The sequence below is a fragment of the Paenibacillus sp. cl6col genome (assembly GCF_900102125.1).
GTDB classification, from domain to species: Bacteria; Bacillota; Bacilli; order Paenibacillales; family Paenibacillaceae; genus Paenibacillus_B; species Paenibacillus_B suaedae.
Map to the genome: position 1 here is coordinate 65553 of NZ_FNAZ01000012.1, position 21804 is coordinate 87356.

The 21804-nt window shown below is 46.1% G+C and carries 19 protein-coding genes and 1 riboswitch; of the genes, 4 read left to right on the top strand and 15 right to left on the bottom strand.

Translation table 11 applies throughout. The features are described 5' to 3' along the window. Positions 1–72: 72 nt before the first annotated feature. The 12 genes from BLS15_RS24625 to rlmN form a co-directional block, all read right to left on the bottom strand. On the bottom strand, positions 73–813 hold the full coding sequence (locus tag BLS15_RS24625; RefSeq protein WP_090514387.1) for a MerR family transcriptional regulator: 741 nt from the start codon (positions 811–813) through the stop codon (positions 73–75). 338 nt (positions 814–1151) lie between these two features. Further along, complete coding sequence (locus tag BLS15_RS24630; RefSeq protein WP_021257395.1) at positions 1152–1376, bottom strand: sulfurtransferase TusA family protein; 225 nt, start codon at positions 1374–1376, stop codon at positions 1152–1154. A gap of 12 nt (positions 1377–1388) precedes the next feature. Beyond that, a complete protein-coding gene (locus tag BLS15_RS24635) occupies positions 1389–2456 on the bottom strand; it encodes a YeeE/YedE family protein (protein ID WP_302848158.1) in 1068 nt (355 codons plus the stop codon). Between the two features lie 176 nt (positions 2457–2632). Then, the gene (locus tag BLS15_RS24640) at positions 2633–3388 is read right to left on the bottom strand and encodes a class I SAM-dependent methyltransferase (protein WP_090514259.1); all 756 of its coding nucleotides are present in this window, start codon (positions 3386–3388) and stop codon (positions 2633–2635) included. A 215-nt stretch (positions 3389–3603) separates the two neighbouring features. Beyond that, the gene (locus BLS15_RS24645; protein ID WP_044353835.1) at positions 3604–4278 is read right to left on the bottom strand and encodes a TerC family protein; all 675 of its coding nucleotides are present in this window, start codon (positions 4276–4278) and stop codon (positions 3604–3606) included. Between the two features lie 671 nt (positions 4279–4949). After that, positions 4950–5345 carry a DUF5071 domain-containing protein gene (locus BLS15_RS24655; RefSeq protein WP_175460834.1) on the bottom strand — a complete coding sequence of 132 codons (396 nt, stop codon included), beginning with the start codon at positions 5343–5345 and terminating at the stop codon, positions 4950–4952. A gap of 52 nt (positions 5346–5397) precedes the next feature. Further along, entirely contained in the window at positions 5398–6072 is a 675-nt protein-coding gene (locus BLS15_RS24660; RefSeq protein WP_090514390.1) for an ECF transporter S component, read from the bottom strand. A gap of 23 nt (positions 6073–6095) precedes the next feature. Beyond that, a complete protein-coding gene (locus BLS15_RS24665; RefSeq protein WP_028533300.1) occupies positions 6096–7769 on the bottom strand; it encodes an ABC transporter ATP-binding protein in 1674 nt (557 codons plus the stop codon). After that, positions 7742–8629 carry an energy-coupling factor transporter transmembrane component T gene (locus BLS15_RS24670; RefSeq protein WP_021257401.1) on the bottom strand — a complete coding sequence of 296 codons (888 nt, stop codon included), beginning with the start codon at positions 8627–8629 and terminating at the stop codon, positions 7742–7744. Before BLS15_RS24670 ends, BLS15_RS24665 begins: the two co-directional genes overlap by 28 nt. Further along, on the bottom strand, positions 8630–9628 hold the full coding sequence (locus BLS15_RS24675) for a DUF4430 domain-containing protein (protein ID WP_090514272.1): 999 nt from the start codon (positions 9626–9628) through the stop codon (positions 8630–8632). Positions 9629–9737: 109 nt separating this feature from the next. Next, positions 9738–15149: a DUF4430 domain-containing protein gene (locus BLS15_RS24680; protein WP_139170720.1), complete on the bottom strand. Its 5412-nt coding sequence runs from the start codon at positions 15147–15149 to the stop codon at positions 9738–9740. A gap of 158 nt (positions 15150–15307) precedes the next feature. Continuing rightward, positions 15308–15501: riboswitch (cobalamin riboswitch) on the bottom strand. Between the two features lie 134 nt (positions 15502–15635). Next, positions 15636–16733, bottom strand: a complete 1098-nt coding sequence (gene rlmN / locus BLS15_RS24685) for a dual-specificity RNA methyltransferase RlmN (protein WP_021257404.1) — start codon at positions 16731–16733, stop codon at positions 15636–15638. A gap of 320 nt (positions 16734–17053) precedes the next feature. On the opposite strand from rlmN, the gene BLS15_RS24690 reads away from it, so the two are divergent. The 3 genes from BLS15_RS24690 to BLS15_RS24695 all read left to right on the top strand — a co-directional run bounded on the left by BLS15_RS24690 (position 17054) and on the right by BLS15_RS24695 (position 18420). Next, entirely contained in the window at positions 17054–17650 is a 597-nt protein-coding gene (locus tag BLS15_RS24690) for a helix-turn-helix domain-containing protein (RefSeq protein WP_231515173.1), read from the top strand. Next, positions 17647–17934, top strand: a complete 288-nt coding sequence (locus tag BLS15_RS29670; RefSeq protein ID WP_231515189.1) for a GyrI-like domain-containing protein — start codon at positions 17647–17649, stop codon at positions 17932–17934. The genes BLS15_RS24690 and BLS15_RS29670 overlap by 4 nt, the downstream gene beginning before the upstream one ends. A gap of 156 nt (positions 17935–18090) precedes the next feature. Next, on the top strand, positions 18091–18420 hold the full coding sequence (locus BLS15_RS24695; protein WP_021257405.1) for a hypothetical protein: 330 nt from the start codon (positions 18091–18093) through the stop codon (positions 18418–18420). 48 nt (positions 18421–18468) lie between these two features. Here BLS15_RS24695 and pyrH read toward each other — a convergent pair whose 3' ends face one another. Further along, positions 18469–19206, bottom strand: a complete 738-nt coding sequence (gene pyrH / locus BLS15_RS24700) for a UMP kinase (protein ID WP_090514392.1) — start codon at positions 19204–19206, stop codon at positions 18469–18471. A gap of 272 nt (positions 19207–19478) precedes the next feature. Then, a complete protein-coding gene (locus tag BLS15_RS24705; protein WP_021257407.1) occupies positions 19479–19865 on the bottom strand; it encodes a winged helix-turn-helix transcriptional regulator in 387 nt (128 codons plus the stop codon). Between the two features lie 223 nt (positions 19866–20088). Here BLS15_RS24705 and BLS15_RS24710 point away from each other — a divergent pair, with 223 nt between their 5' ends. Next, positions 20089–20607 (top strand): DJ-1/PfpI family protein, encoded by a 519-nt coding sequence (locus tag BLS15_RS24710; protein WP_028533297.1) that lies wholly within the window; start codon positions 20089–20091, stop codon positions 20605–20607. Between the two features lie 163 nt (positions 20608–20770). Here the strand turns inward: BLS15_RS24710 and BLS15_RS24715 are convergent, their stop codons facing one another. Then, positions 20771–21586, bottom strand: coding sequence for a GNAT family N-acetyltransferase (locus BLS15_RS24715; RefSeq protein WP_090514278.1), 816 nt, complete (start codon positions 21584–21586; stop codon positions 20771–20773). Between the last annotated feature and the right edge of the window lie 218 nt (positions 21587–21804).

Genomic DNA, 21804 nt, shown 5'->3' on the forward strand with positions numbered 1-21804 from the left:
CGTACAGCAACTAGGGGCAATCTTTCGCTCATTCTTGCTCTTTCCCTCGTATTTCGTACAAAGCTGCAAAGCCTATTCGTTGATTCGATCTGCAAAGACAGCCATAGCGTCGCGCATGAACATGGCAAGGCCCTCTCCGAACTTGTCGATATTTTTGGTGAATCGAGCATCATCTACATACATTTGACCCAGTCCCTTGAATGCTTCAGGAGAGTAGTTGCCCATTGTATTCAAGAAGTCATACCATTGTTTGATCCCTGCCTGCGCTTCTTCTGAATCCGGCGCAGTTCCACGCAGTTCTGCCAGATGGAAGTATATCGCATTCATCTTCTCTCCCATGGAGGTCTGCTCCTCTTTCGTCATATTCCCAACCTTGGCATTGGACGCATCAACAGTCTTATCTCCCCACCGCTTGCGCGCTTCTTGCTCATATGGATTATGACTGAAGTCGAAGCCTTGAAACTTCTCTTTGTTCGTCATGTGAATTTCTCCTTTTCGATGTAGTATCGTCTTATCCAGCATCTCCAGCATGACATCCAGGCGCTTGCGCTTCTCTTGCAGCATACTGCGGTGCAGTTCGAGCGCTTCGGTCTGATCGAATGTTGGGCTGTGAATAATGTCTTTAATCTTTTTCAACGGGAAGCCCAGCTCTCGAAAGAACAAGATTTGCTGAAGCATAGCCAGCTCCTCATCTGAATACTGTCTGTAACCCGCATCCGTAACTTGAGCTGGGGACAGAAGTCCGATTTCGTCATAATGGTGCAAGGTACGCACGCTAATGCCGACAATGTCCGCCACTTCTTTTACTCTCATGATTGCCATGTAACCTCCCTTCAACAAATACTATAAAGTATCACGTAACGTGAGAGTCAATTTATATTTATGGTTTTTCAAGCTTAATTTCCTCCTATTTTTCGTGCCAACCATGGATCTGGAAGTTTGGAGTGCTTGAAGTGGATACATACCCAAAATGCCCATATTAAGATATGTACAAGCTTTCCTAGAGCCATCAAAAATCGGGAATCAATAAAAGGTCGAGTCAGGACTCTCTTTGTCCCCAACTCGACCTTTTTGCTTTAGTCAGCTCTCTTTAGTTCGCTGCATGAAGCGGCATCGTAAAGCTCTCCGCTACGGTTCGTCGATGTTCTCGGTTATTTTTTACGTACCGTAATCGTCCATGATGCATCGTCAATTTGTTCGTAGTTCGTTATCGTATGCCCGGCTTCGGCGGCCCAACGAGGAATGCTCTCCGTAGCTTGCGTGCAGTCGAAGTCGATGACCAGCTCATCGCCACTGTTCAGTGACTGGATCGCCTCCTTCGCCTCGATTAACGGAAATGGACATACCATGCCCAGTACGGCTAATTTCGTTTTCATGTCATTCTCCTCCTATACGGTCTTTGCATGATAAGAAGTGCTTAGGTTACGACTTGCCTTAGTACGCGGCCTAACATATACGAAATACGAAGCCGTCCATGTACCCAAAATCATGAAAATGAGCGATACCCATCCTTGCCAAGTCATCATGGCCGTCATAACGAGCCCATTGCCAATTGAACATCCTCCTGCCCAACTCGCTCCAAAGCCCATGAGAAGTCCCCCACCGAAGCTGGATATAGCTGTCTTTGCATCCGGTGCCCGGAAGCGAAACTCGCGGCTTCCCTTCGCTGCCAGGAAAGAGCCTGCAAAGATGCCAAGCACCAAGAAAACGCCCCAATTTACATACTTGGTACTATCGCCTGTCACCATGTACTGCAACAGATTTGCTGACGGCGTTGTAATGCCAAGACCGGACATCCGTCCTGTCGCTTCGCTCAGCGGCCATGCGAGCAGTGCAATGATTCCTACAAGAGCAGCTGTAGCAAACGGATGCCAGCGCTTTTCGAACAATAGATGATTGAGTCCTTTCCGTTTCGCTGGCAAGGTTGGAATCGCAACAGCAGGTTTACGCAGCTGCTTGCCAACAAGCCATAATGTCACGAGAGCGAGCACGACGATGAACGGCCATACAGACAATCCGAATGTATCCGGGATGGAGTTATTCGGGGCGGCATACGCCTTTAGCCCATTGTTGACCGGCAGCAGCGCACCTGACTTCATAATGGCGCTCATCGCCATATATCCGAATAAGGCAATCCAACTCCCGATCAAGCCTTCCCCGGCACGATACCATGTTCCTGTCGCGCAGCCTCCCGCCAAAATAATGCCGATGCCGAATATGAATGAGCCTACGATCGTGCTCAGCCATTGAAACGAGCCTGCCTTGAACTCCACCAAGCCAAGCTGGATGAGTGCAAATACGCCGATGCTCTGAACCGTGATAGCGATGAGCAGCGCATAGAACATTCGATTATCCTTCGCTAAATACATATCACGAAATCCACCTGTCAGGCAGAATCGGCCGCGCTGCATGACAAACCCGAGCAGTATCCCGCATAACAATCCAGTAATGATCATTTGTGCCAAATCGTATATCCCCCTTATTTATACCTAGTAATACAATAGGATTTATAAGTGATAATGATTCTATCATAATGTATGGCAGAGTCAATACCAAATATGACACAGACGCAAAAAAAGAGAGGTATTTCTCCTCTCTTATGTGAAGCAATATGCTATTCTTGGCTATTTCTCTACACTTCGCCCCAGAAGATTTCCGTCTCATAATCGAAGGATACAACGCCATTCTGCTGATTGCGTTCGAATATGCGGGTGAGCTCAGCCATCATGGGTTCATAGTTCGGGTGGCCAGGCTCTGGTGCATACGAGGAAGACAGCAGTCTACCGGCGAGCTCCTCTTCGTTGAGCAATTGACTCATCGTGTACCTTGCCACCGTCATTTGATTCGGAGCGTAGAAGGCTGACAGCGCTTCTTCTGAAATGTTCTTGTGCTGCACCTTCTCATAATCCGTGCCATACCGCTGCAGCAGCCGCTCGTATTCCTCCAGAAATGGAGTCCCTTGTTGCAATCGTGAATTCCAAATCAGGACAACCTTACCGCCAGGCTTCAGGATGCGCTGAAATTCAGCTCTGGCTGCGGTGCGGTCGAACCAGTGAAATGCCTGCGCACATACAATATGATCGACGGAATGATCAGGCAGTCCTGTTTCCTCCGCTGCTCCGTCGACTGTACGATAGTTCGCGATGCCGCCAAGCTCCTGCACAGCTGCCTCCCGCATCGGCTCATTCGGCTCAACTGCTACAACGCGACTTCCTTGGGCGAGCAGCAGCTTCGAAAACTTCCCTGTTCCTGCCCCAATATCCGCAATCTCGTCACCCGCTTGGAACCTCACTGTATCATACAAATACGACACAGCCTCCGCTGGATAACTTGGTCGGTATTTCACATACGCATCGACTCGAGTTGAAAATCGTTCCTTATTATCCATAACGATCAACCCCCTATAGATATGAAATAAGAACATAAGCAAAGTTCATTATGTTCCATCTAGTGGAATTAAGTTCCATTTTATTGTGTAGTTTTATTATACCGCAAAAGGTATCAGTCTGCATCACCCATTTACATCTGATTCCAGTAATAAGAAGAGCACCCCTGCTAGGGTGCTCAGATCGTCGTTTTCAGCTAAGCAGTTGTTCACTCTTATTAAGCGGCCTGCTTCACTTGCTTCTGCTTCTTCATTCTTCCTGCTGCCAATACACCGACAATGATGACAACGATAAGGCCCCATTTCAGAACGGGGTTCGCTGTAAAGAATCCCTTCACCATTGGCTCATCTACAATCATCTTCGCTGCTGTCCAAGCCAGGACGCCTGCACCAATATAGATTATAATTGGGAACCGCTCCACCCATTTAATAATAAGCGTGCTCCCCCATACCACGATAGGAACACTAATGAGCAAACCGAGTACAACGAGAACAAAATCTCCATGCGCAGCACCCGCTACCGCGAGCACGTTATCCAGTCCCATAACCGTATCTGCAATAATGATCGTCTTAATGGCTGCCAACAAGCTTCCAGCAGACCCGACATCATGGCTTTTCTCTTCCACAAGCAGCTTATACGCAATCCAGACGAGCAACAAGCCGCCGGCTAAGAGCAAACCTGGTATTTTCAACAGCCATACCACAGCAAGCGTCAACAAGGAACGAAGCGCAATCGCTCCAAAAGTACCCCAGAATATGACTTTCTTCTGCTGTTCCTTCGGCAAGTTCCGAGCGGTTAACCCAATAACAATTGCATTATCCCCGGCCAGTACTAAATCAATAACTACAATCGCCATCAACGCGGACCAGAACTCTGGTGTAAAGAAATCCATAGTACCCTCTCCTCTTATCATGTCATGTATATCTTTTCTTCAATTGCGCACAATTATGAGAAATTTCCCTGGACAACCCTCCTTAAAAACAAAAATGGCCTTTACCGATCACGGTAAAGGCCATAAAATAAAGACCTTTACCCTGTCGGTAAAGGTCTCGCTAACAATCGAAGTTGCCAACAAAGCCGGAGGATTATCCTCGTAATGACGACTTTATTGTAACAGCTACTCCCCTTTATAGATCCTATGTTAATCGAAGAAGGTGCAAGGGGTCAAGGTGTAAAATTACTAAATTTATGTATCGAACTGACTTTCACCAAATACACACAAGAGGGACGATCTAAGTTGAAAAATAAGATCCATAAGTCGTTCATCGTATCTCACATACTTGGCTTGAAGTACCATCGTACTAAATAAATAAAATATTTCCCCTGCAAATGATCTGCACAATACATTTTGATCCCTAATTAGATATTTGTATGTATCCAAGTGATGAAGAAGTGTTTCAAATTGTTTTTCGTCTATTTTCTTCTCTAGTTTGAGATCGACTGATATCGACTTAATTAACTGATAGATTTCCTTTTTTATCAGATCCAATGAGTCCTTACTCAATTAGTAATACCCCCTCGCAACAGATTGAAAAATCATGATATACATGATCCGGTTCATCATCATTCCATAGAATGCGTCGACATGATCTCCTTGCAGATCTGAGGAATTTCGTACTCTATAAAGTTCGGGTTCGTGCTTTTGCTCAACATCACCAATTCATTTCTCAGTTCCAAAAGTGTATCTGAGTTTAACCTCCGAACCAAGTACCACAAACAATTTTCAATCCAATCGTATTCGTTACATCGCAATATGACCCTGAGCTGCGGCAACAGAAGCTTATCCAATGGAATCAAAATCTCGATAATCTTAGGTGCAACAGGCCAGTTGATATCCTGAATCCACTCTAGCAATTCCGGTATTATCCTTTGGAGTTCTTCCGGTTTTAGTGACTTCAACCGATCTATTGAATCATAATCACATTTATCGGTCGGCAAGTATTGTTTTACATCGTCCAAGACCATTCAACCTCCTCTTTGCACTATGATTTAGAGTATACAGCTTGAATATTTACATATCCTTCAGTTTCCCGTCATTCGTGGTCAGCAATCCGTATTTCGTTTTCACCCGCAGCAGTATCTTGATCCATATCGCTGAGAAAATCGTAATGAAAAAAACATTCGACAATGCATGTGCTAAATCAAAATAAAAGCTGGCGACATAAGCAGATACGAATACCTTCCAGTTCAAATGATCATACATGCCGATCAGAAACCATAGATTCATAATCCAACCGAACAGGAATCCCCATGAAAACCCGAATATATTTTTGCCCCACAAGCTCTTCATGAATCTTGTATTTCGCAGCAGGCCTGCCGTAAATCCAATCATGCCCCAGCAGAACATCTGCCACGGCGTCCACGGCCCTTGTCCAAGAAACATGTTCGATACCACTGCGGCGATACTACCTACGAGGAACCCTACCTCCGGTCCAAATACGAGCGCAGACATCATAATGACGAAGGATGTCGGCTGCACACTAGGCAGTGGCGCGAACGGCACGCGGCTCACAGCCGCAATCGCACCAAGCATCGCAATCAGCAGAATCTCTTCCGCCTTCATTGTCTTTCGCTCGAAGCGAATGAAGAAGGGCAGCATCGCGAGCCCGATCATCATAAAGCTCAGGGGCAAGTAGTACTTGTCCATCCATAAGACAACTGCCATTACGGCTACGGCCGCTGCCATACTTCCCACGTAGATCGTTCTTTTTAATTTCCCCATTGTTCCCATACATCCTTCACCGTGATCGCTTCGGGCAGAACATCTCCCACTGTGCGATGAATCGTTGTTGTATAGAAGTAGTTGCTCTGCAAGAAGGAGCGTGTGTCTTCTACTGCGACCATGGCGCCGTTGAATAACAAGCCACATCTTGATGCATAGCTGGCCGCGAACTCGATGTCATGACTGACCATGACAATTGTGGTGCCTCCCGCCCGTATCATTTCAAGCAATTCAGCCAACCGGTGCTTGGAAATAGGATCGAGTCCCTTCGTCGGCTCATCCAGCAGCAGCAGCTTCGGATCGGCCAATAAGACAAGCATGAGCGCTATTTTCTGCTGCTGCCCCCCGCTTATATCGAACGGATGCTTATCCATAATAGACTCGACGTCAAAGCGTGCTACGAGTTCATTCAGCTTCTCGATGCTGCTATGCTCGCTTAACCGCCTTAGCCGATCCATCAATTGCTCCCTCACCGTGTCTCTAGTGAAATAGAGCATCGGATTCTGTGCGACATACCCAATCATCCGACTTCGCTCTACTGTAGATTTCCGCAGCAAGGACTTGCCCGCATACAAGATGTCTCCTCGTTGAGGCTTATGTGCGCCCGCAATTTGCTGCAGCAAGGTGGACTTCCCAGATCCGTTGGCGCCAAGCAGGGCGAAGAATTCACCCTCATGAATCGATAGGGACAATCGCTTCAGGACGAGGGGAGCATTTTTGTCATAGGTAAAATACAGCTCTTTGCATGTTAACAATGGCTCTACTTGCTCCCAATCAACCTTCACAGATTCAGACAGGCTCTTCCCAGCAGCTTGCCGTTGTTCTTGCTTGCCAGCAAGCCATCTCCTTCCCTCTTTCACACTCATAGGTACAGCTCGGGCATCGCTGGCTTTCTCTATTTCCAAATAAAGCCGACCGATAGATGGAAGATACGGCAAAAATAATGCATCTTCATCCTTCCATATTTGCTTCATCACCTGATCAGGAGTGCCAAGATATGCAATTTGCCCCTGATTCAGCATGACAAGCTGCGTCGCATGGGGAACAACTTCTTCAATTCGGTGCTCACTGATTATAATCGTAAGGGAGAATTCTTCATTAATTCGGGAGAGCAATTGGATGAACTCTTTGGCTGCGATCGGATCAAGTTGAGCAGTAGGCTCATCCAGCAGCAGTACCCTCGGTCTTAATGTCATTACGGACGCCAAATTGACCAGCTGCTTTTGCCCGCCAGATAGCTCATGTATCGGTAGATGAAGCCATTCCTCCATACCAAAGAACTGTACGAGTTCCCCTACTCTTCGTTGCATTTGCGCGGTAGAATAGCCGAGATTCTCCATGCCAAAGGTCAATTCCTGCCACACCGTATTCATGACAATCTGATTGTCTGGATCTTGAAATACCATCCCGATTTCTTCAATGGATCGTCGCTCATCAAGTTGATCTAGACCAATTCCTCTATAATAAATACTGCCACTCCGATTGCCTTCCGGCCGTACTTCCCGCTTAAGCTGGCGAAGCAGTGTAGTTTTTCCTGATCCTGATGGGCCGCACAGCAGCACGAATTCTCCCTCTTCTATGGTGATGGTGATATGATCAAGCGTCTTCTCTGAACAATTGGGATACTGAAAACTTACATCTTCGATCTGATAGTGCGCCATAACAGCTCTTCCTTTCCGTTCATTACGATCGGGATGAAGATAAATACCAAGTAACATGCTGCATGCAGCCAAATCTGTGGCGACCACTCCAACGACTGCAGCCGTGGATACACTTGGAACCGATTAACGCCGAACAAGCCGCCAATCACAATATTGGCTCCTGTCACGACCATGATCCATGATACAAGGACATCCCTTTTGTCCATCTTGTAGGATACTGCACTCGTCCTCTTCCCAACGCCATATCCTCTCGCACGCATAGAGCTAGCTGTCTGAAGCGCTTCTTCCAGCGACCAGCTAATTAACGTATGCAGGGTCTCCATGCCTTCGCGCATAAAGTGCTTCTTGCTGGCTTTCGGATGCAGGTAACCAAGAACACGTTGAACCGTCATAATATGCTTCAGCCGTCTCGTCAACAGCGGCACAAAACGGAGGGTTACCGTAATGATAAAGGCCGTTCGCGGGGCGATTGGCGTTAATAGGTACAATAATTTCTCCGGCGTGATGACGAGATTGTAAGCGACAAATGCCAGCAGTATATTGAGCAGTGATAATGCGAATAGAGCACCATATATGATCGATTCCAATGTAATCGGACGGTCGAATACATACCATAGAATCGTAGCTCCACGACTAGAGAAGAAGGGATTGAGCAAGAAAATAATTATAGCCATAATTAAGTATCCCTTAATCCCCTTCTTGAGCAATCTCCCTCCATCCAAGGATAGATTCAATAGAACGATACTAAGTAAAGTAAGGACTGAATATACAGGATGCGTGAACATCATGCATGAGAGCAGCAGTACGGCAAAATATGCGAAACATAATCGCGGATGTAATGTGGAGAAGCCGTGTATCATTTAACTTTCCCCATCCCATAGTCCGTCGTCAGTACCCACTCCTAAATCCTTGCCTAGATCCTCCGTATACAGCCATTGAATATGGTCTCCAGGATGAATCGGCCATACGCCTGCGCTGCGGTTGGGAAATTTACTATTAATGCTGTACATCCAGCCGCTCCCTGATCCCTTGTCGAACTCATATAAATTATCAATACCTTTTACATAAGCAGTTGCACCGGAACCGCTGAAGTCCATTTGAATCTTCTTAGCACGCGTCGCTTTTTTCAATACATCCATTACGGTTTCCGAATCGCCAATTTCGATTTCCTCTGTGCCCATGATCGTACCGACATCCGAGGATCCCACAATCGTAAGCTGCACGGTAGTAGTCTGTGGAGGCTTTGCATCTGGCTGAGAAGCAACTCCTTTGTTCGGTGTAGACTGTCCATCTTGCTTATTGCTGCCCTTGCTCTCCTTTTCGCCTGCATTCCCCTTGCTCTCTTTTGCAGAAGGAGACGTGCCAGAAGGTTTTTTATCCTTTGGAGTTACATCCGATTTCACAGAAGACTCCGTTGCTTTACTTACGATGCTTTTTCCCTGCGTTGTTTCAGTAACCTGATTTTTCTGTTGGCCTTTCTCCTTCGCCGATTCTTTACTTGTAGTAGACGGATCAGAGCGAGTGTCCTTGTGATCTGGGTTATCCGTGTCTCCTGTTTTGCTTCCTATGCCCTGCACTGTATCAGACTTGGGATCAGCTGTTGCTTGAGGCAACGATTCTGGATTCCCTTGATCCTGCTTCTGTTCGGATAGATTAGCAGTCTCACTTGCCAGATCCTTAGAGGCTTGGCTCGGGTGCTCTTGCTCTTGTGCCGTTGTATGACCAGCCAGCCTCTCATCCTTCGGCTGGCTGCCATTTCCGCCATATACCCATACCGTGGCAATTACAATGGCCAGTACTGCCAGTCCAGCTATCCATCTCTGTTTGTTGCGCTTTATCCACGCAAACCATTCGGACATGTCCTCACCTCTATGCCATGCATACTCGTTGATGATGCAAGCTTGCTATCATGTAGTTCCGCTCATAGGGAAAGAAGGAGATTGCTCTCCTTCTTTCTGATCGTGCAAATTATTGAATGCCGTGCAGTCTTACCATGACAACAGCGGCCATCTCCCTAGTCACATGAAGCTGTGGCTTAAAGTAACCGCCCTCACCCGACATCAGACCTGCTTGATAGGCATATTTGACGTAAGGCAATGCCCACTCAGCTACTTGCTGTTGATCTTTCGGTCCTACCGATGAATCTGCATCCTTCGGTAGCCCCTTCATTCGTACAAGCATAGCTGCCATCTCTTGTCTCGAAATCGCTTGGTTCGGTGCAAATTTATTAGCTGAAACACCCGAAATAAGACCTTTTTCCTTCGCAGTGGCAACATATCCTGCATACCAAGACGAAGCACTTACATCGGTAAAGCCTGAATCTGTGCCTTGTGGCTGTAAACCAGCATATTTGACGATCAATGCCGCGAACTCAGCCCGACTTAATTCCCGCTTCGGTTCAAATTGGGATGCGTCCTTATCTTTACCCGTACCCTGCATAAACCCGAGTTCCGTTGCTTTATGGACTGCTTCTTTTGCCCAAGCAGAAATGGAGGCATCGTCTGTGTACGTTATTTTCTCATCCTTTGGCTTCTGCGTGCCCGTCGATGCGGCGTCCGTCATCACATACAAGCTTGTTCGATTCGTCAACACGCGATCACAGGCTGTCAGCGCAAGCAATGCCTGCTGTGTAGCCATATAATTACTTGCTTCGCCTCGTGAATGCGCAAATCCGCCGTCTGTATTGAGATACGTGCGCAGTCCTTTCAGCAAATCCCCATCCTTCTTCACGAATCGCTTGTCTTCCAAGTCAATTCCAAGACCGGACAGCGCAATAATCACCTGCGAGATGCTCTCACTCGTTTCAACACCCCATGCTTTAAATCCGCCGTTAGCGAGCTGTTGCGATGACAACCAAGACAATGCCTTGTCTGTGGCTGCTTTGACCTCTTTACGATCTTGATACTTCGCCAATGCCTGCAGTGACATAGCAGTCATATCGATGTCGCTCACAGCATTAGACTCTTTGCTAAGCGGGAACCCGCCGTCTGAATTTTGTTGAGCAAGTAATTGCTGAATCAGCTTATCCCTTGTCCAGAGTGCATCGTTTGGAACAACTGTTTTGTTCGCATCCAAGGCTAATAAAGCAAACACAAGACCGTTCGTTCCTTGATTTGTCATGCGCCCATTATTATAGATTTTCTCTAAGAGGTTGAAGCCTGCTACATTACTTGGATCCTTGCCGATTGCCGTAACAGCCAAAGCCATGCGTTCATAGTCAGTAACTAATCGGAATTCTCCTTTTTTCTCTTTTACATAGTTTTCTAGAATCGCGTAATACGTAGAAGGAACTTTCTTACCTGAACGAGCCAGCGCCATGACGTCCCAATCATTAAAGTTGTCTTGAACGGTGAATTTGCGGTTGCTTAGTATCCATGCTGAAGCACCGTCAATAAGGCTCTTAAGCTTAGCAGACTCTTCTACCTGCTTCGGTGTAAGCGCGCCACCGCCCGTTCCTGCCCCCCCTGGGTGAACTGGCAATCCAGGTTTTCCTGGGGTTTCTGTACCTCCATCAAATTTATTGCCGACGTCTTTACCCAAGTTCGTCGTATACTGCCAACGAAGGACATCGCCCTTCTTCAGGTTATAGATACCAGCGCTATAGTTCGGGAACTTGCCGTTTACAGAGTACACCCAACCGCTTTCGGGACCTTTATCGAACTCTCCCAAGTCGTCGATAGCTTTAACATAAAGCGTAGGCCCCGAACCTGTGTAATCGATAGAAATGCCTTTTTGGTCGACTGCTCTCTTCATTGCTGTAAAGGCCGTTTCTCCATCCTGAAGTTCTACGCGCACTGGTGCTATAATATCGCCTTCGCCAATTGTGCGCTTTTCAACTGATAGCGTAATTGTGTTAGTGGTTGGAGGGTTGACAACGCCCCCATTGCCCGCATCATCTTTGACCTTAGTACGATAAGTTACGAACTCAGTAAAGTGCGTCGTTTTAACAATTAAATTTCCGTCTTGAACGTATGAATAAACCTCGTCTTTTCGTGCCGATGAATCACTATATTTCGGGATTGGGGTAAATACCCCACTTGCATTAACAAATCCTGCTTCTTGATTCGTCTGACCCTTAAATGTAAGAGTGACATGCTTACTGAATTGAATATGCTGATCACCGCCGACTTTTACACGGGAATCAATTTGAGAAGTCTCTTTGTTATTCAATGACAGTTCAGCATTGATTTTAGCTAGCAGCGTACTCTCGTTCGTTTCCAAACTCCGTGGCATTTCCAATTCATTATTCCAAGGAGAGGTAATTTCAGTACCGCTATCAATATTCAAGTTGGCAATTGTATGATTCGCCAGAATTTTAGGAAGTTCTGCCGCTCTGAATTCTAATGTCAACTTTTGTGAGGAAAGCATGTTTTGCTCCGTTCCCACAAGAACTTCCTTGGTATGTTCATTTAACTGAAAATGAGAATCCCCTGATGGTAATCCACCAATATCAAGCCCTAAATTACAGGTGAAACTCCATTGAAGGACATCCCCATCAACCAGCTTATGCTTGTTTGCACTGTGAGCATAGAACTTTTGATTAACGGAGTACATCCACCCACTGTTAGATCCTTTATCGGACACACCTAGGTCAGCTATAGACAGTACAGAAAGCGAGTCCCCTGACCCCGCATATTGTAAAGATATCCCCTTCTCCTTTAGCAGTCTCTCCAATACGGTAAACGCTGTATCATCCTTGAATAGGGGTACAGAAATAGGAGTAATAATGTCCCCTTCCCCAATAGAATGTTTCTCGACAGAGAGTGTTACTGAGCCAGTTACCGGTGGATCAACGACTCCTCCATTGCCGTTATCTCCGCCGGGTGTATCTTTTATTTTTGCGATATATGCTAGAAACTCACCCAATTGCTTAGTCTTAATGACTAGGTCGCCTACACTATTGGCATATGAATAGAACTCATCATATCTAAGCAACTCATCATCATATTTAGGAATGATTACGATTGATCCGTTGGCATCCATGAGCGCTGCTTCTTTATTGCCTTGCCCCTTCAAAGTAAGGGTTGCATGCTTATCAACATGAATATCTTGATCGCCGCCAAGCTTAATACGGGAATCAATTTCTGTTGCCTCTTTGTTATAAGGGGACAAGCCTTCATTCAGCCTAGAAAGTAAAATATCACCGCTTCCACTTAAAATTCTAGGCAATTCGAGCTTTCGATCCCATGAAGAAATTACAAATGTACTCGGTTGGATTTCTAAATATGTACTGCTCGTAACGGAAGCTACATGGGGCAGCTCATCCTTTGAAAATACAAGTGTCACTTTATTTTCTGAAAGAGGTTCCTGTTCCGACCCCACATTTACCGTGGTTTCGTTCTCACCTACTACAATTGTCTTGTCTCCAGACGGGCTTGGATCGTTTATCGAACCAATATCCTTACCCATATCTGTCGTGTACTGCCAACGGAGAACGTCCCCGTCCTTCAATGTATATATCCCCGCGCTATAATTCGGAAATACCCCATTTACGGAATACATCCAGCCGCTTAACGGCCCCTCATCAAATTCCCAAAGTGGATCAATGCCTTTGATATAAACCGATTTGCCTGAACCACTATAGTCAAAGTCAATGTTTCGATCCTCGAGTTCTCTTTTTAAAGCTGTGAAGGCTGTATCTCCTTCATACAATGGTATTGCTACAGGTGCAATGATATCTCCTTGACCGACGGTTCTAATCTCTACGGACAATGTGGCAGTCCCAATCGATTTAGGAATTTCCAAGCTAACTACCAATCCATTGCTTTCCTCTTGTCCCGTTACGGCAGCTCCAAGAGCTTGAACCGTTAGGTCGCCAGTAACAGCACGGCCTTCAAATACAAGCTTTGCTTTTTGACTATTAAGAAGTGAAACTGATTTTAGTTTCAGTCCAGTCGTTCCTGGCTTTACGAGCCAACTGTCAATCTGCGACGCTTGGAGCGTAAAGGTATCCCCCGCGAGCTGCACTTCGACCGTCGGATTTACGGCACCCTGTTGAATAGAAGAGACTGTAGAAATCATTGGTTGGCGACCATAGTAGAAGTAGAGATTATCGCCATCTTTTATCTCGTATGCGCCTGCCCCTACAGATGAAACATTCCCATTCACCTTGTATTTCCAACTATCGCTGCCGCCTAGCTTTCCTTCATTTTGTCCAGCAACAGAAGTTAGTCTTGCTTGATCCCCATTCCCCGAAGTGAGGTAGGGAATTGGTGGATTAACTTGATCCAGCGCTAACTTTAATACATCCAACGCAGTGTGCTTTTTAATGGTCGCATCCAAGGAAATTAGGTTAGGTTGATAAATGACATCTTCAATCCCCTTGACACTTACCTGCACATTAATCTGTGATTGATCCGGTGGAAGTTTCACTTCCGCGAGGCGACTCCATACCGATTTTCCATGCTTGATATCGAGCAATGCAACAAGAGCCTGCTCGGTGGACATCCGGTTTGTAGCGTTATCCGTTACTTTCCATTTAAATGATCCACTATTTTGTTGAAAACGTGCATATGCATCAATAACTGTGTTGCCGGAATTTTGCCACTTTGCTGACAAGACATCATCGCCTGCAGCAACCAATCCCGATACGGATGTAGATAAGCTATTGGAATTATCTCCGGATCCCCATGTACCAACGGAATCAAACCCTCCGTTGTCCAATTGGCGGTTTTTCAACAATTCCTTAGCTCGTTCAATTGCCGCATCTACCGCGCTCTGTCCTTGGTATTGACCAAGTGCAAGCAGCGCCATACCAGTAATGTCAGTATCACCCGAGCTTCCAGTAGCTGACAGTCCATAACCTCCGTCAGCATATTGTGCTTTAAGCAGATAATCGAGTGCTTTTTGCTTGGATGCGGCATTCCATGATCCCATATCCTGACCAAGCTTTTCACCGGCGCTTAAGGCAATCATTGCCCAAATGTGTTTATTGACTCCACCGATAGCACCCGTTGCTGGATCTTGCTGAGCTGCCAGCTCCGCCCACAGATTCCGGTTCGTTTCCCAAGCGTGAGCCGGATTCTTTCCTAACGCAAGTAAGCCATAAATATATCGAATATGATCGGTGCCTCCTGCATTTGGACGAAGTCTTGGCTCTTTTGTTTCCCATTTAGGTAATCTCCAAGTCCCATCATGCAAATCTTGACCCGCGCTCCACAGAGCAACAAGCTCCCACCATGAATCACTTACAGCATCTTGATTAGAAGCATCATTATAATAATCTTTATAGTATTGAACTGTATGTTCAATCATGTTATTTAGTTGTGTATTACCCTGCCCACTAGCCGCTCTTATGACTTGTGGCTGTACAAGAGATAACAACAACACGATACTTAGTAATGCAGACAAGCTCTTCTTCAACATTCTGTTCGTAATCATCTTCAATGTCTGATCTCCTTAATATGTCGATATGAAGGCAATAAAAAAACACCTTTCCATGTTAGAAAGATGTTAGGTAACCACTTCGGTGCAGCTAAATACACTAGTAATCTCCTACTAGCAGCACGAATAAACATCCCCCTCCCATCCTCGTGAGAAATATAGAGCACTTATATGGCAGGTCTCCTGGCTTCGCATCATCGCTCGACAATCTACCTTCCCGTTAACTCAGTTAACAGTGGATAAAAGCCTTGATTGTCAGCTCTGCGTTACAGTGGCGGGACCGCGTCGAACTCGCATCGACTTCCCTATTAAGCTGCGCATGCACAGCACCATATAAACTATTTCTATGTAATTTCGATAAGAATACGTGGTTTTATTGTAGCAAAATTTAGCATGACGGACAAAGAACTTTCTCATAGACAGCACGAAAAAAAGCGCCCTACCCATTGGTAGGTACGCCTTTTGTTGACTACAAAATGTTATTTAGCTCATAGCTGCCTGATCGGCACCAGCACCGCTTTCTTTCTTAATCTGCTTGCTGCGAAGCTGGCCACAAGCTGCATCAATGTCTGTACCATGCTCCAACCGTACACTGCAGCTAATGTCATTTTTCTTCATGACATCATAGAAGCCACGAATCGACTCCTGCTCGCTGCGCTGATACTGGCTGTGCTCATCAACAGGGTTGTACGGAATCAGGTTCACATTGACCTCGTCCTGCATCTTCCACTCTTGAATCAGCTGCACCAACTCAAGTGCGTGCTCCTGCTGATCGTTCACGTCCTTCAGCAAAATATACTCCAGCGTCACCCGTTGGTTTGTCGTGTTGATGAAGTACCGAATCGCTTCCATCACCTTTGCAATCGGAATGGCGCGGTTAATCTTCATAATGCGCGTGCGAAGCTCATCATTCGGCGCATGCAAGGACAGGGCCAAGTTCACCCGCAGATTAATATCTGCGAAGTCTTTAATCTTATTCGCCAATCCGCTCGTCGATACCGTAATTCGTCTCGCTCCAATTGCCAGACCTTTATGGTCGGTAACAACCCGCAAGAAGTCTACGATATTCTCAAAGTTATCGAATGGCTCTCCGATACCCATTACGACGATATGGCTGACCAGATCACCCTCACCCACTGCATCCAAATGGTGCTGAACCTTCATAATCTGCTCCACAATCTCGCCGCTCGACAAGTCGCGGCTCTTCGCCAGCAGTCCGCTCGCACAGAAGCTGCAGCCGATGTTGCAGCCAACCTGAGTCGTCACACATACCGACAGCCCGAATTTGTGTCTCATCAACACGGTCTCAATCAAGTTGCCATCCTGCAGCTTGAACAAGAACTTGATTGTGCCGTCAGCCGATTGCTGCTTCACATGCTCGTTAAGCGTATGAATAACGAAGTGTTCGGACAGCAGTGCTACGCTGGCTTCATTTACTTCTGTCATATCAGCGAAATCCTTGACCCGCTTGCGATATAGATAATCCCATATTTGGGATGCCCGTGACTTCTTATGTCCCCGCTCCTCTAACCAAGCGGCCAACTGATCCAATGTTAATCCATAGATGGATTGCTTATTCATCTAGTGCCCTCTTTTCAACACGTCAAGATTCTGTCTTACTTGCTTATAAGTGCTTTTAAAAATAGTTCAAAAAGGTCGCAGCGGACTTTTTGAACTTCCTCTATAATCTGATTATTATTGTCCCAGAACTTTTGAAATATAACAAGAGTCTTTCCCGTTATAGGCAATAAGCAATTGTTTTCATAGAGCACGGCGAACGCCAACAGGTATAATTAGCGCTATCATGTACCACTAAGAATGGCCGACATATCCGGCACACAAAGACAGGACATACATGCGTCACAACGATACACTGAATGCAGGAAAGGAGGCGAAGGAATATGGAGGCACTCATCATGCTGCGCAACGCAATTGATTATATAGAGGAGCATCTGCACACCGAGCTTGATATCGATGCTATTGCCCGTTCGGCGCTGTCATCCCGGTATCATTTCCAACGGATGTTCCATGCCCTAACGAGCTTTACCGTTACAGAGTATATTCGCAATCGGCGGTTAACACTTGCAGCAGAAGAATTGGCGGGATCGGATAGTAAAGTAATTGATGTTGCATTCAAATACGGGTATGAATCACCCGAAGCCTTCTCCAAGGCATTTCAACGTTTACATGGGGTAACGCCTTCTGCAGCCAAGAAAACGGATGTAAAGCTGAAGTCCTTCGCTCCAATCTCCTTTCACATTCAAATCAAAGGGGAGTCTGCATTGAACTATCGCATGATGGAAGAAGTCGAATCTACGGTCATTGGGAAAAGTATCACCATCCATAACGATCCCTACAAAGAAATTCCTGAATTCGTTCAACGAATTTGGAATGATGGCACGCATGATCGAATAAACGAGATATTGGGTCACCCGCACACAATCTGCTCTACGGGTATTTTTATGACTTTGAAGAGGATGGAACGAAGCGCTATCTGATGGGATATGACCTTCCCGAGGGACAAGGAGTTCCTTCAGAATATGATGTGCTGCATATCCCTGCTATCACTTACGCCGTATTTGAAAGTCGGGAAACGTTAACGGACGAGCCGGACTCCGGTCAGGAAATTCAGAATGTATGGCGACGGATCTATTCTGAGTGGTTCCCTTCCACAAATTTCGAGCAGGTAGAGGGTCCTTGTATTGAAAAATTTTACTGGGTGGATGATCATAGAGTTGAGTCGATTTGTGAGGTGTGGATCCCGGTAAGGAGAAAGAAATAAACCTATCTCTCAAGCGCATACGGTCTATTTCTAAGGATGATTGATATTTATCCTGAAATTTACATTTATAATTAATTCGAGAAAATAAATAAATATAAGATAATAAAGGAATATAAATGAATCTACCTAATATGATGAATATTGGGAGGTGAAAATATGAAAAAGGTAATTGTAACGCTCACAGCACTAGCAAGCATTTTCTCGTTTAGTGTATTTGCAAATGATGCATCTGCCGCTAACGTACAAGAAAGCAAATTCACAAATATCGAGACCAAATCCACCATTTATTCCTCTATTTCAATGAGAGTTGGAGAAGGCAGAAAAATTGCAGGTGATTATGTTTCTATCTCCTCCGCTAACCCAACAGACTGCTTAGGTTTGGATGGATACGGGAATTTAACCGCTTTTAAAGAGGGATATGGCACCGTAGTAGCTGAGTGGAATAGTGGCACAAGAGTAGTCTATTATGTTACGGTGACAAAATAATAGGCAACTGAAATGAAAAGGATCCACACTTGTGGATCCTTTTCTGTATTAATCAAACTGTAGAATTGATTCTTCGCTAATTAATGTGCCCTTATTTTGCCCTTCACATATGTCGCGCATCGTCCCCGGTCGATCGAAGTTGAACACATGGATGGGCAGGCGGAAGTCCCTCGCCAAAATAAATGCGGATTGATCCATTACCCTCAAATTATGCTGGATCACATCGTTATAATGGAGAGAAGCGAACTTCCTCGCATCCTTGTTCGTTCTCGGATCTGCCTCAAGCACACCGTCAACACCTTGCTTCGCCACGAGCAGAGCGTCACAATTGACCTCGATTGCCCGCTGTACGGAGGGATAATCGGTGGTGACATACGGCTGACCGTTGCCCCCGGCAAATATGACAATATACCCCTTCTCCAAATGGTGAATTGCTCGCAAGCGAATATACGGCTCTGCAACAGAAGTAACCGGCACGGCGGTCATGACGCGCACCTCCTTATCGGTCTTCGCCTTCAGAACGCCTCGCAGCATGAGACTGTTGATGACGGTCGCCAGCGTCCCAATATTATCGGCTTCTGCACGCTCAATCCCCCAACTTTCCGCCATATTTCCACGAAATATATTTCCTCCCCCAATGACGATCGACACCTCGACACCCAGCTCCACGACGAACATCACTTCACTAGCAATATGCTCTAGTCTGTCAGGAGCAAAGCCAAATTCACTGCTTCCTGCAACAGCACCGCCGCTAAGTTTAATCATGACCCGCTTGTATCTCGTCATCCCCACACCTCCGTAGAAATTGGCAAAATAAAAAAACACTAAAGCAGCGGATGCCTTAGTGTTCTTATGGAATGAAAATATGAAAATGAAATATCGAATGAACGGTTCGTCTTCGGCTTCCAATTCATACTCCCACTCCTTCTCTTCTTGATTTCCACCTATTGTAAAGAAACCATGTAGAAAAATCAACATGATCTAGATCACACTCACTGCCTCATAGCGACAAGACCGCTATCCTGCTCAGCTATGCCGTTCCTTACACGGCTGAGATGTCAGTCTTCGCCCTCGATCCCCAGTCCCTGCTTAATCTGATCCATTCGCATTTTTCCCCACTCATACATCATTTCCACAAGAGGAAGGAGCGTCATGCCAAGCTCCGTCATCGAATACTCAACCTTGGGTGGCACCTCGGGATACACCTCCCGATGCACAATTCCATCCTCCATCAGCTCGCGCAGCTGGTTGGTCAATATTTTATGAGATACTTTCGGGAATAAGCGCTGGAGATCACTGAAGCGATGAGGGCCTTCGACGCCCAAGTGCCAGAGAATGACGACCTTCCACTTTCCACTAATAATGGACAGCGTCAGTTCCTTCTCACAGTTAAAATCACCATTCACGATTTTTTTCTTTATTTCTTCTCGCAAATTATCAGACATCGATTCCATAACTCCTTAATTCTTCAATAAGTAACCTATAGGTAACCTCCGCACAAAAAAGTGCATTCTTCACAGGATGGGAGAGCGTCGGTACAATAAGACACATCTTACAGCGATGATCGCAACATCAAGTCCACTTCATATTCAGAAGTGATTCAGCACGTGCTGCAGCACGAACCTGACACCAACTTAATTGTGTACCACGAATAGGAGGCCATATTTTATGAATAAAAAAGCTTTATTTATTATACCACCTGAACGATTTAATGAAGACGAGCTGTTCCAGCCAAAAGCTGCCTTGGAGCAGGCAGGAGTGAACGTCACCATTGCCAGCACCACAACCGGCGAGATCATAGGCGACTTCCAAGGCAAAGCCACGGCAGAAGTCATTTTCTCCGATGTGTCCGCTGCTGACTATGACGTCGTAGCCGTTATCGGCGGTTCTGGCACGAATGATTATCTGTGGGATAACAAGGATCTTCAGCAATACTTGAAGCAGGCACATCAAGAACGCGTGCTTGTATCCGGCATTTGCGCAGGCGCTGTTACGGTTGCCCGTACTGGACTGCTTACAGACAGAGAAGCGACATGTTATCCGCTTGATATCCAAATTGACCAATTGAAAGCGAACAATGTCACGTATATCGCACAGCATGTGGTTGTTCATGATGATATTATTACCGCCGACGGCCCGGATGGCGCCGCACAATTCGGTGCAAGCTTGGTACAAGCGCTCGACTAATCAACTAACTGTATGCTTTACGCAAACAATAAGAAGCCTTCGGATCAGATTGAACTGCCGAAGGCTTCCCTTCTTATGTATTATAGGCACGCTTGCCTGATAGCTTCAATGCTTCGGTTCTTCGGTGCATCATAAAATGCATTAATGATTGCCCCTGTTGTGCTTACCCTCTATTAAATCTAATGTCTGTCACTTTGCCGCTGTCCACAAACCCAATTTGCTGGTATACATTATTGGAGTCGGGATTAGTCAAGTCCGCATACAACATCGGCTGCAGGGACTCTCTATGCAGCAGCTCACATACCTCCGCTACAAGGGCACTCGCATAGCCCTGTTTCCGTGATGCAGGCGGCGTATAGACCGCATTAATCCGTCCATGGCGTGGCGATCGGTGCGCAATATTTGCCATCGATGCCGGCCGACCATCGACCATCCAGAAATATAGATTCCCTTGACCAATCAATCCTTCAGCCGCCGACAATTGGCTCTCAGGCGTGACGGATACTCCATATGCACTTTCCGAGAATCCTGCCAAAAACGAAGCCACGATACCCGTACGATTTACCAAGGCCTTTTCCATTGTTCCGCCTACATGCTGTGGCTTGAGCACTTTCGGACAGCAATACGATTCCATCCCCATGTGGGTGTCATAGTGCAGCTGTTTTGCATTCGCATACAGATTGGCGAATCGTTCCACTGTGTTCGGCAATCCCGTAATGCCAGGCAATTCATGCGATTCAAGCACTTCCGCAAGCTCTCTCAAGCGCTCATCACGTTCCGAATCCGTTATCTCCTTCGATATCCAAAGCCACCCATTATGTCCAGGAGACTGTGCAAATATCAAGGTGCCATCCTTCGACTTGAGACAAGTTGCCCCATCCAACTCGCAAATGCGGTACAGCAGATTGAACGGCACCTCGTCCCGTTGAAAATAAGGGTTATTTACCAAGTCATCCGCTGTGCTCCATGATTCCAACATGCCATCGCCCCCTGAAATTTTAACTGATTGTACGCCTATGACATTTATCCGTCAATCCCAATCAAATAGGCCCCATAGCGGCATCATCAACACACTCTTTAAAATAGATCCATAGCAAAATAGATCTTCCGCACTCCTACTAGGCCAATCGGCTTTTTCCCGTGATACTTTGATGGATTCAGGCAAACAAAAAGGGACGCCCCTTAGCTTGCAGCAAC

Coding starts and splice junctions, on each gene's coding strand:
- BLS15_RS24625 (WP_090514387.1), bottom strand. CDS start 813: ATGAGAGTAAAAGAAGTGGCGGACATTGTCGGCATTAGCGTGCGTACC.
- BLS15_RS24630 (WP_021257395.1), bottom strand. CDS start 1,376: ATGAAAACGAAATTAGCCGTACTGGGCATGGTATGTCCATTTCCGTTA.
- BLS15_RS24635 (WP_302848158.1), bottom strand. CDS start 2,456: ATGATCATTACTGGATTGTTATGCGGGATACTGCTCGGGTTTGTCATG.
- BLS15_RS24640 (WP_090514259.1), bottom strand. CDS start 3,388: ATGGATAATAAGGAACGATTTTCAACTCGAGTCGATGCGTATGTGAAA.
- BLS15_RS24645 (WP_044353835.1), bottom strand. CDS start 4,278: ATGGATTTCTTTACACCAGAGTTCTGGTCCGCGTTGATGGCGATTGTA.
- BLS15_RS24660 (WP_090514390.1), bottom strand. CDS start 6,072: ATGGCAGCGGCCGTAGCCGTAATGGCAGTTGTCTTATGGATGGACAAG.
- BLS15_RS24665 (WP_028533300.1), bottom strand. CDS start 7,769: ATGGCGCACTATCAGATCGAAGATGTAAGTTTTCAGTATCCCAATTGT.
- BLS15_RS24670 (WP_021257401.1), bottom strand. CDS start 8,629: ATGATACACGGCTTCTCCACATTACATCCGCGATTATGTTTCGCATAT.
- BLS15_RS24675 (WP_090514272.1), bottom strand. CDS start 9,628: ATGTCCGAATGGTTTGCGTGGATAAAGCGCAACAAACAGAGATGGATA.
- BLS15_RS24680 (WP_139170720.1), bottom strand. CDS start 15,149: ATGATTACGAACAGAATGTTGAAGAAGAGCTTGTCTGCATTACTAAGT.
- rlmN (WP_021257404.1), bottom strand. CDS start 16,733: ATGAATAAGCAATCCATCTATGGATTAACATTGGATCAGTTGGCCGCT.
- BLS15_RS24690 (WP_231515173.1), top strand. CDS start 17,054: ATGGAGGCACTCATCATGCTGCGCAACGCAATTGATTATATAGAGGAG.
- BLS15_RS24695 (WP_021257405.1), top strand. CDS start 18,091: ATGAAAAAGGTAATTGTAACGCTCACAGCACTAGCAAGCATTTTCTCG.
- pyrH (WP_090514392.1), bottom strand. CDS start 19,206: ATGACGAGATACAAGCGGGTCATGATTAAACTTAGCGGCGGTGCTGTT.
- BLS15_RS24705 (WP_021257407.1), bottom strand. CDS start 19,865: ATGTCTGATAATTTGCGAGAAGAAATAAAGAAAAAAATCGTGAATGGT.
- BLS15_RS24710 (WP_028533297.1), top strand. CDS start 20,089: ATGAATAAAAAAGCTTTATTTATTATACCACCTGAACGATTTAATGAA.
- BLS15_RS24715 (WP_090514278.1), bottom strand. CDS start 21,586: ATGTTGGAATCATGGAGCACAGCGGATGACTTGGTAAATAACCCTTAT.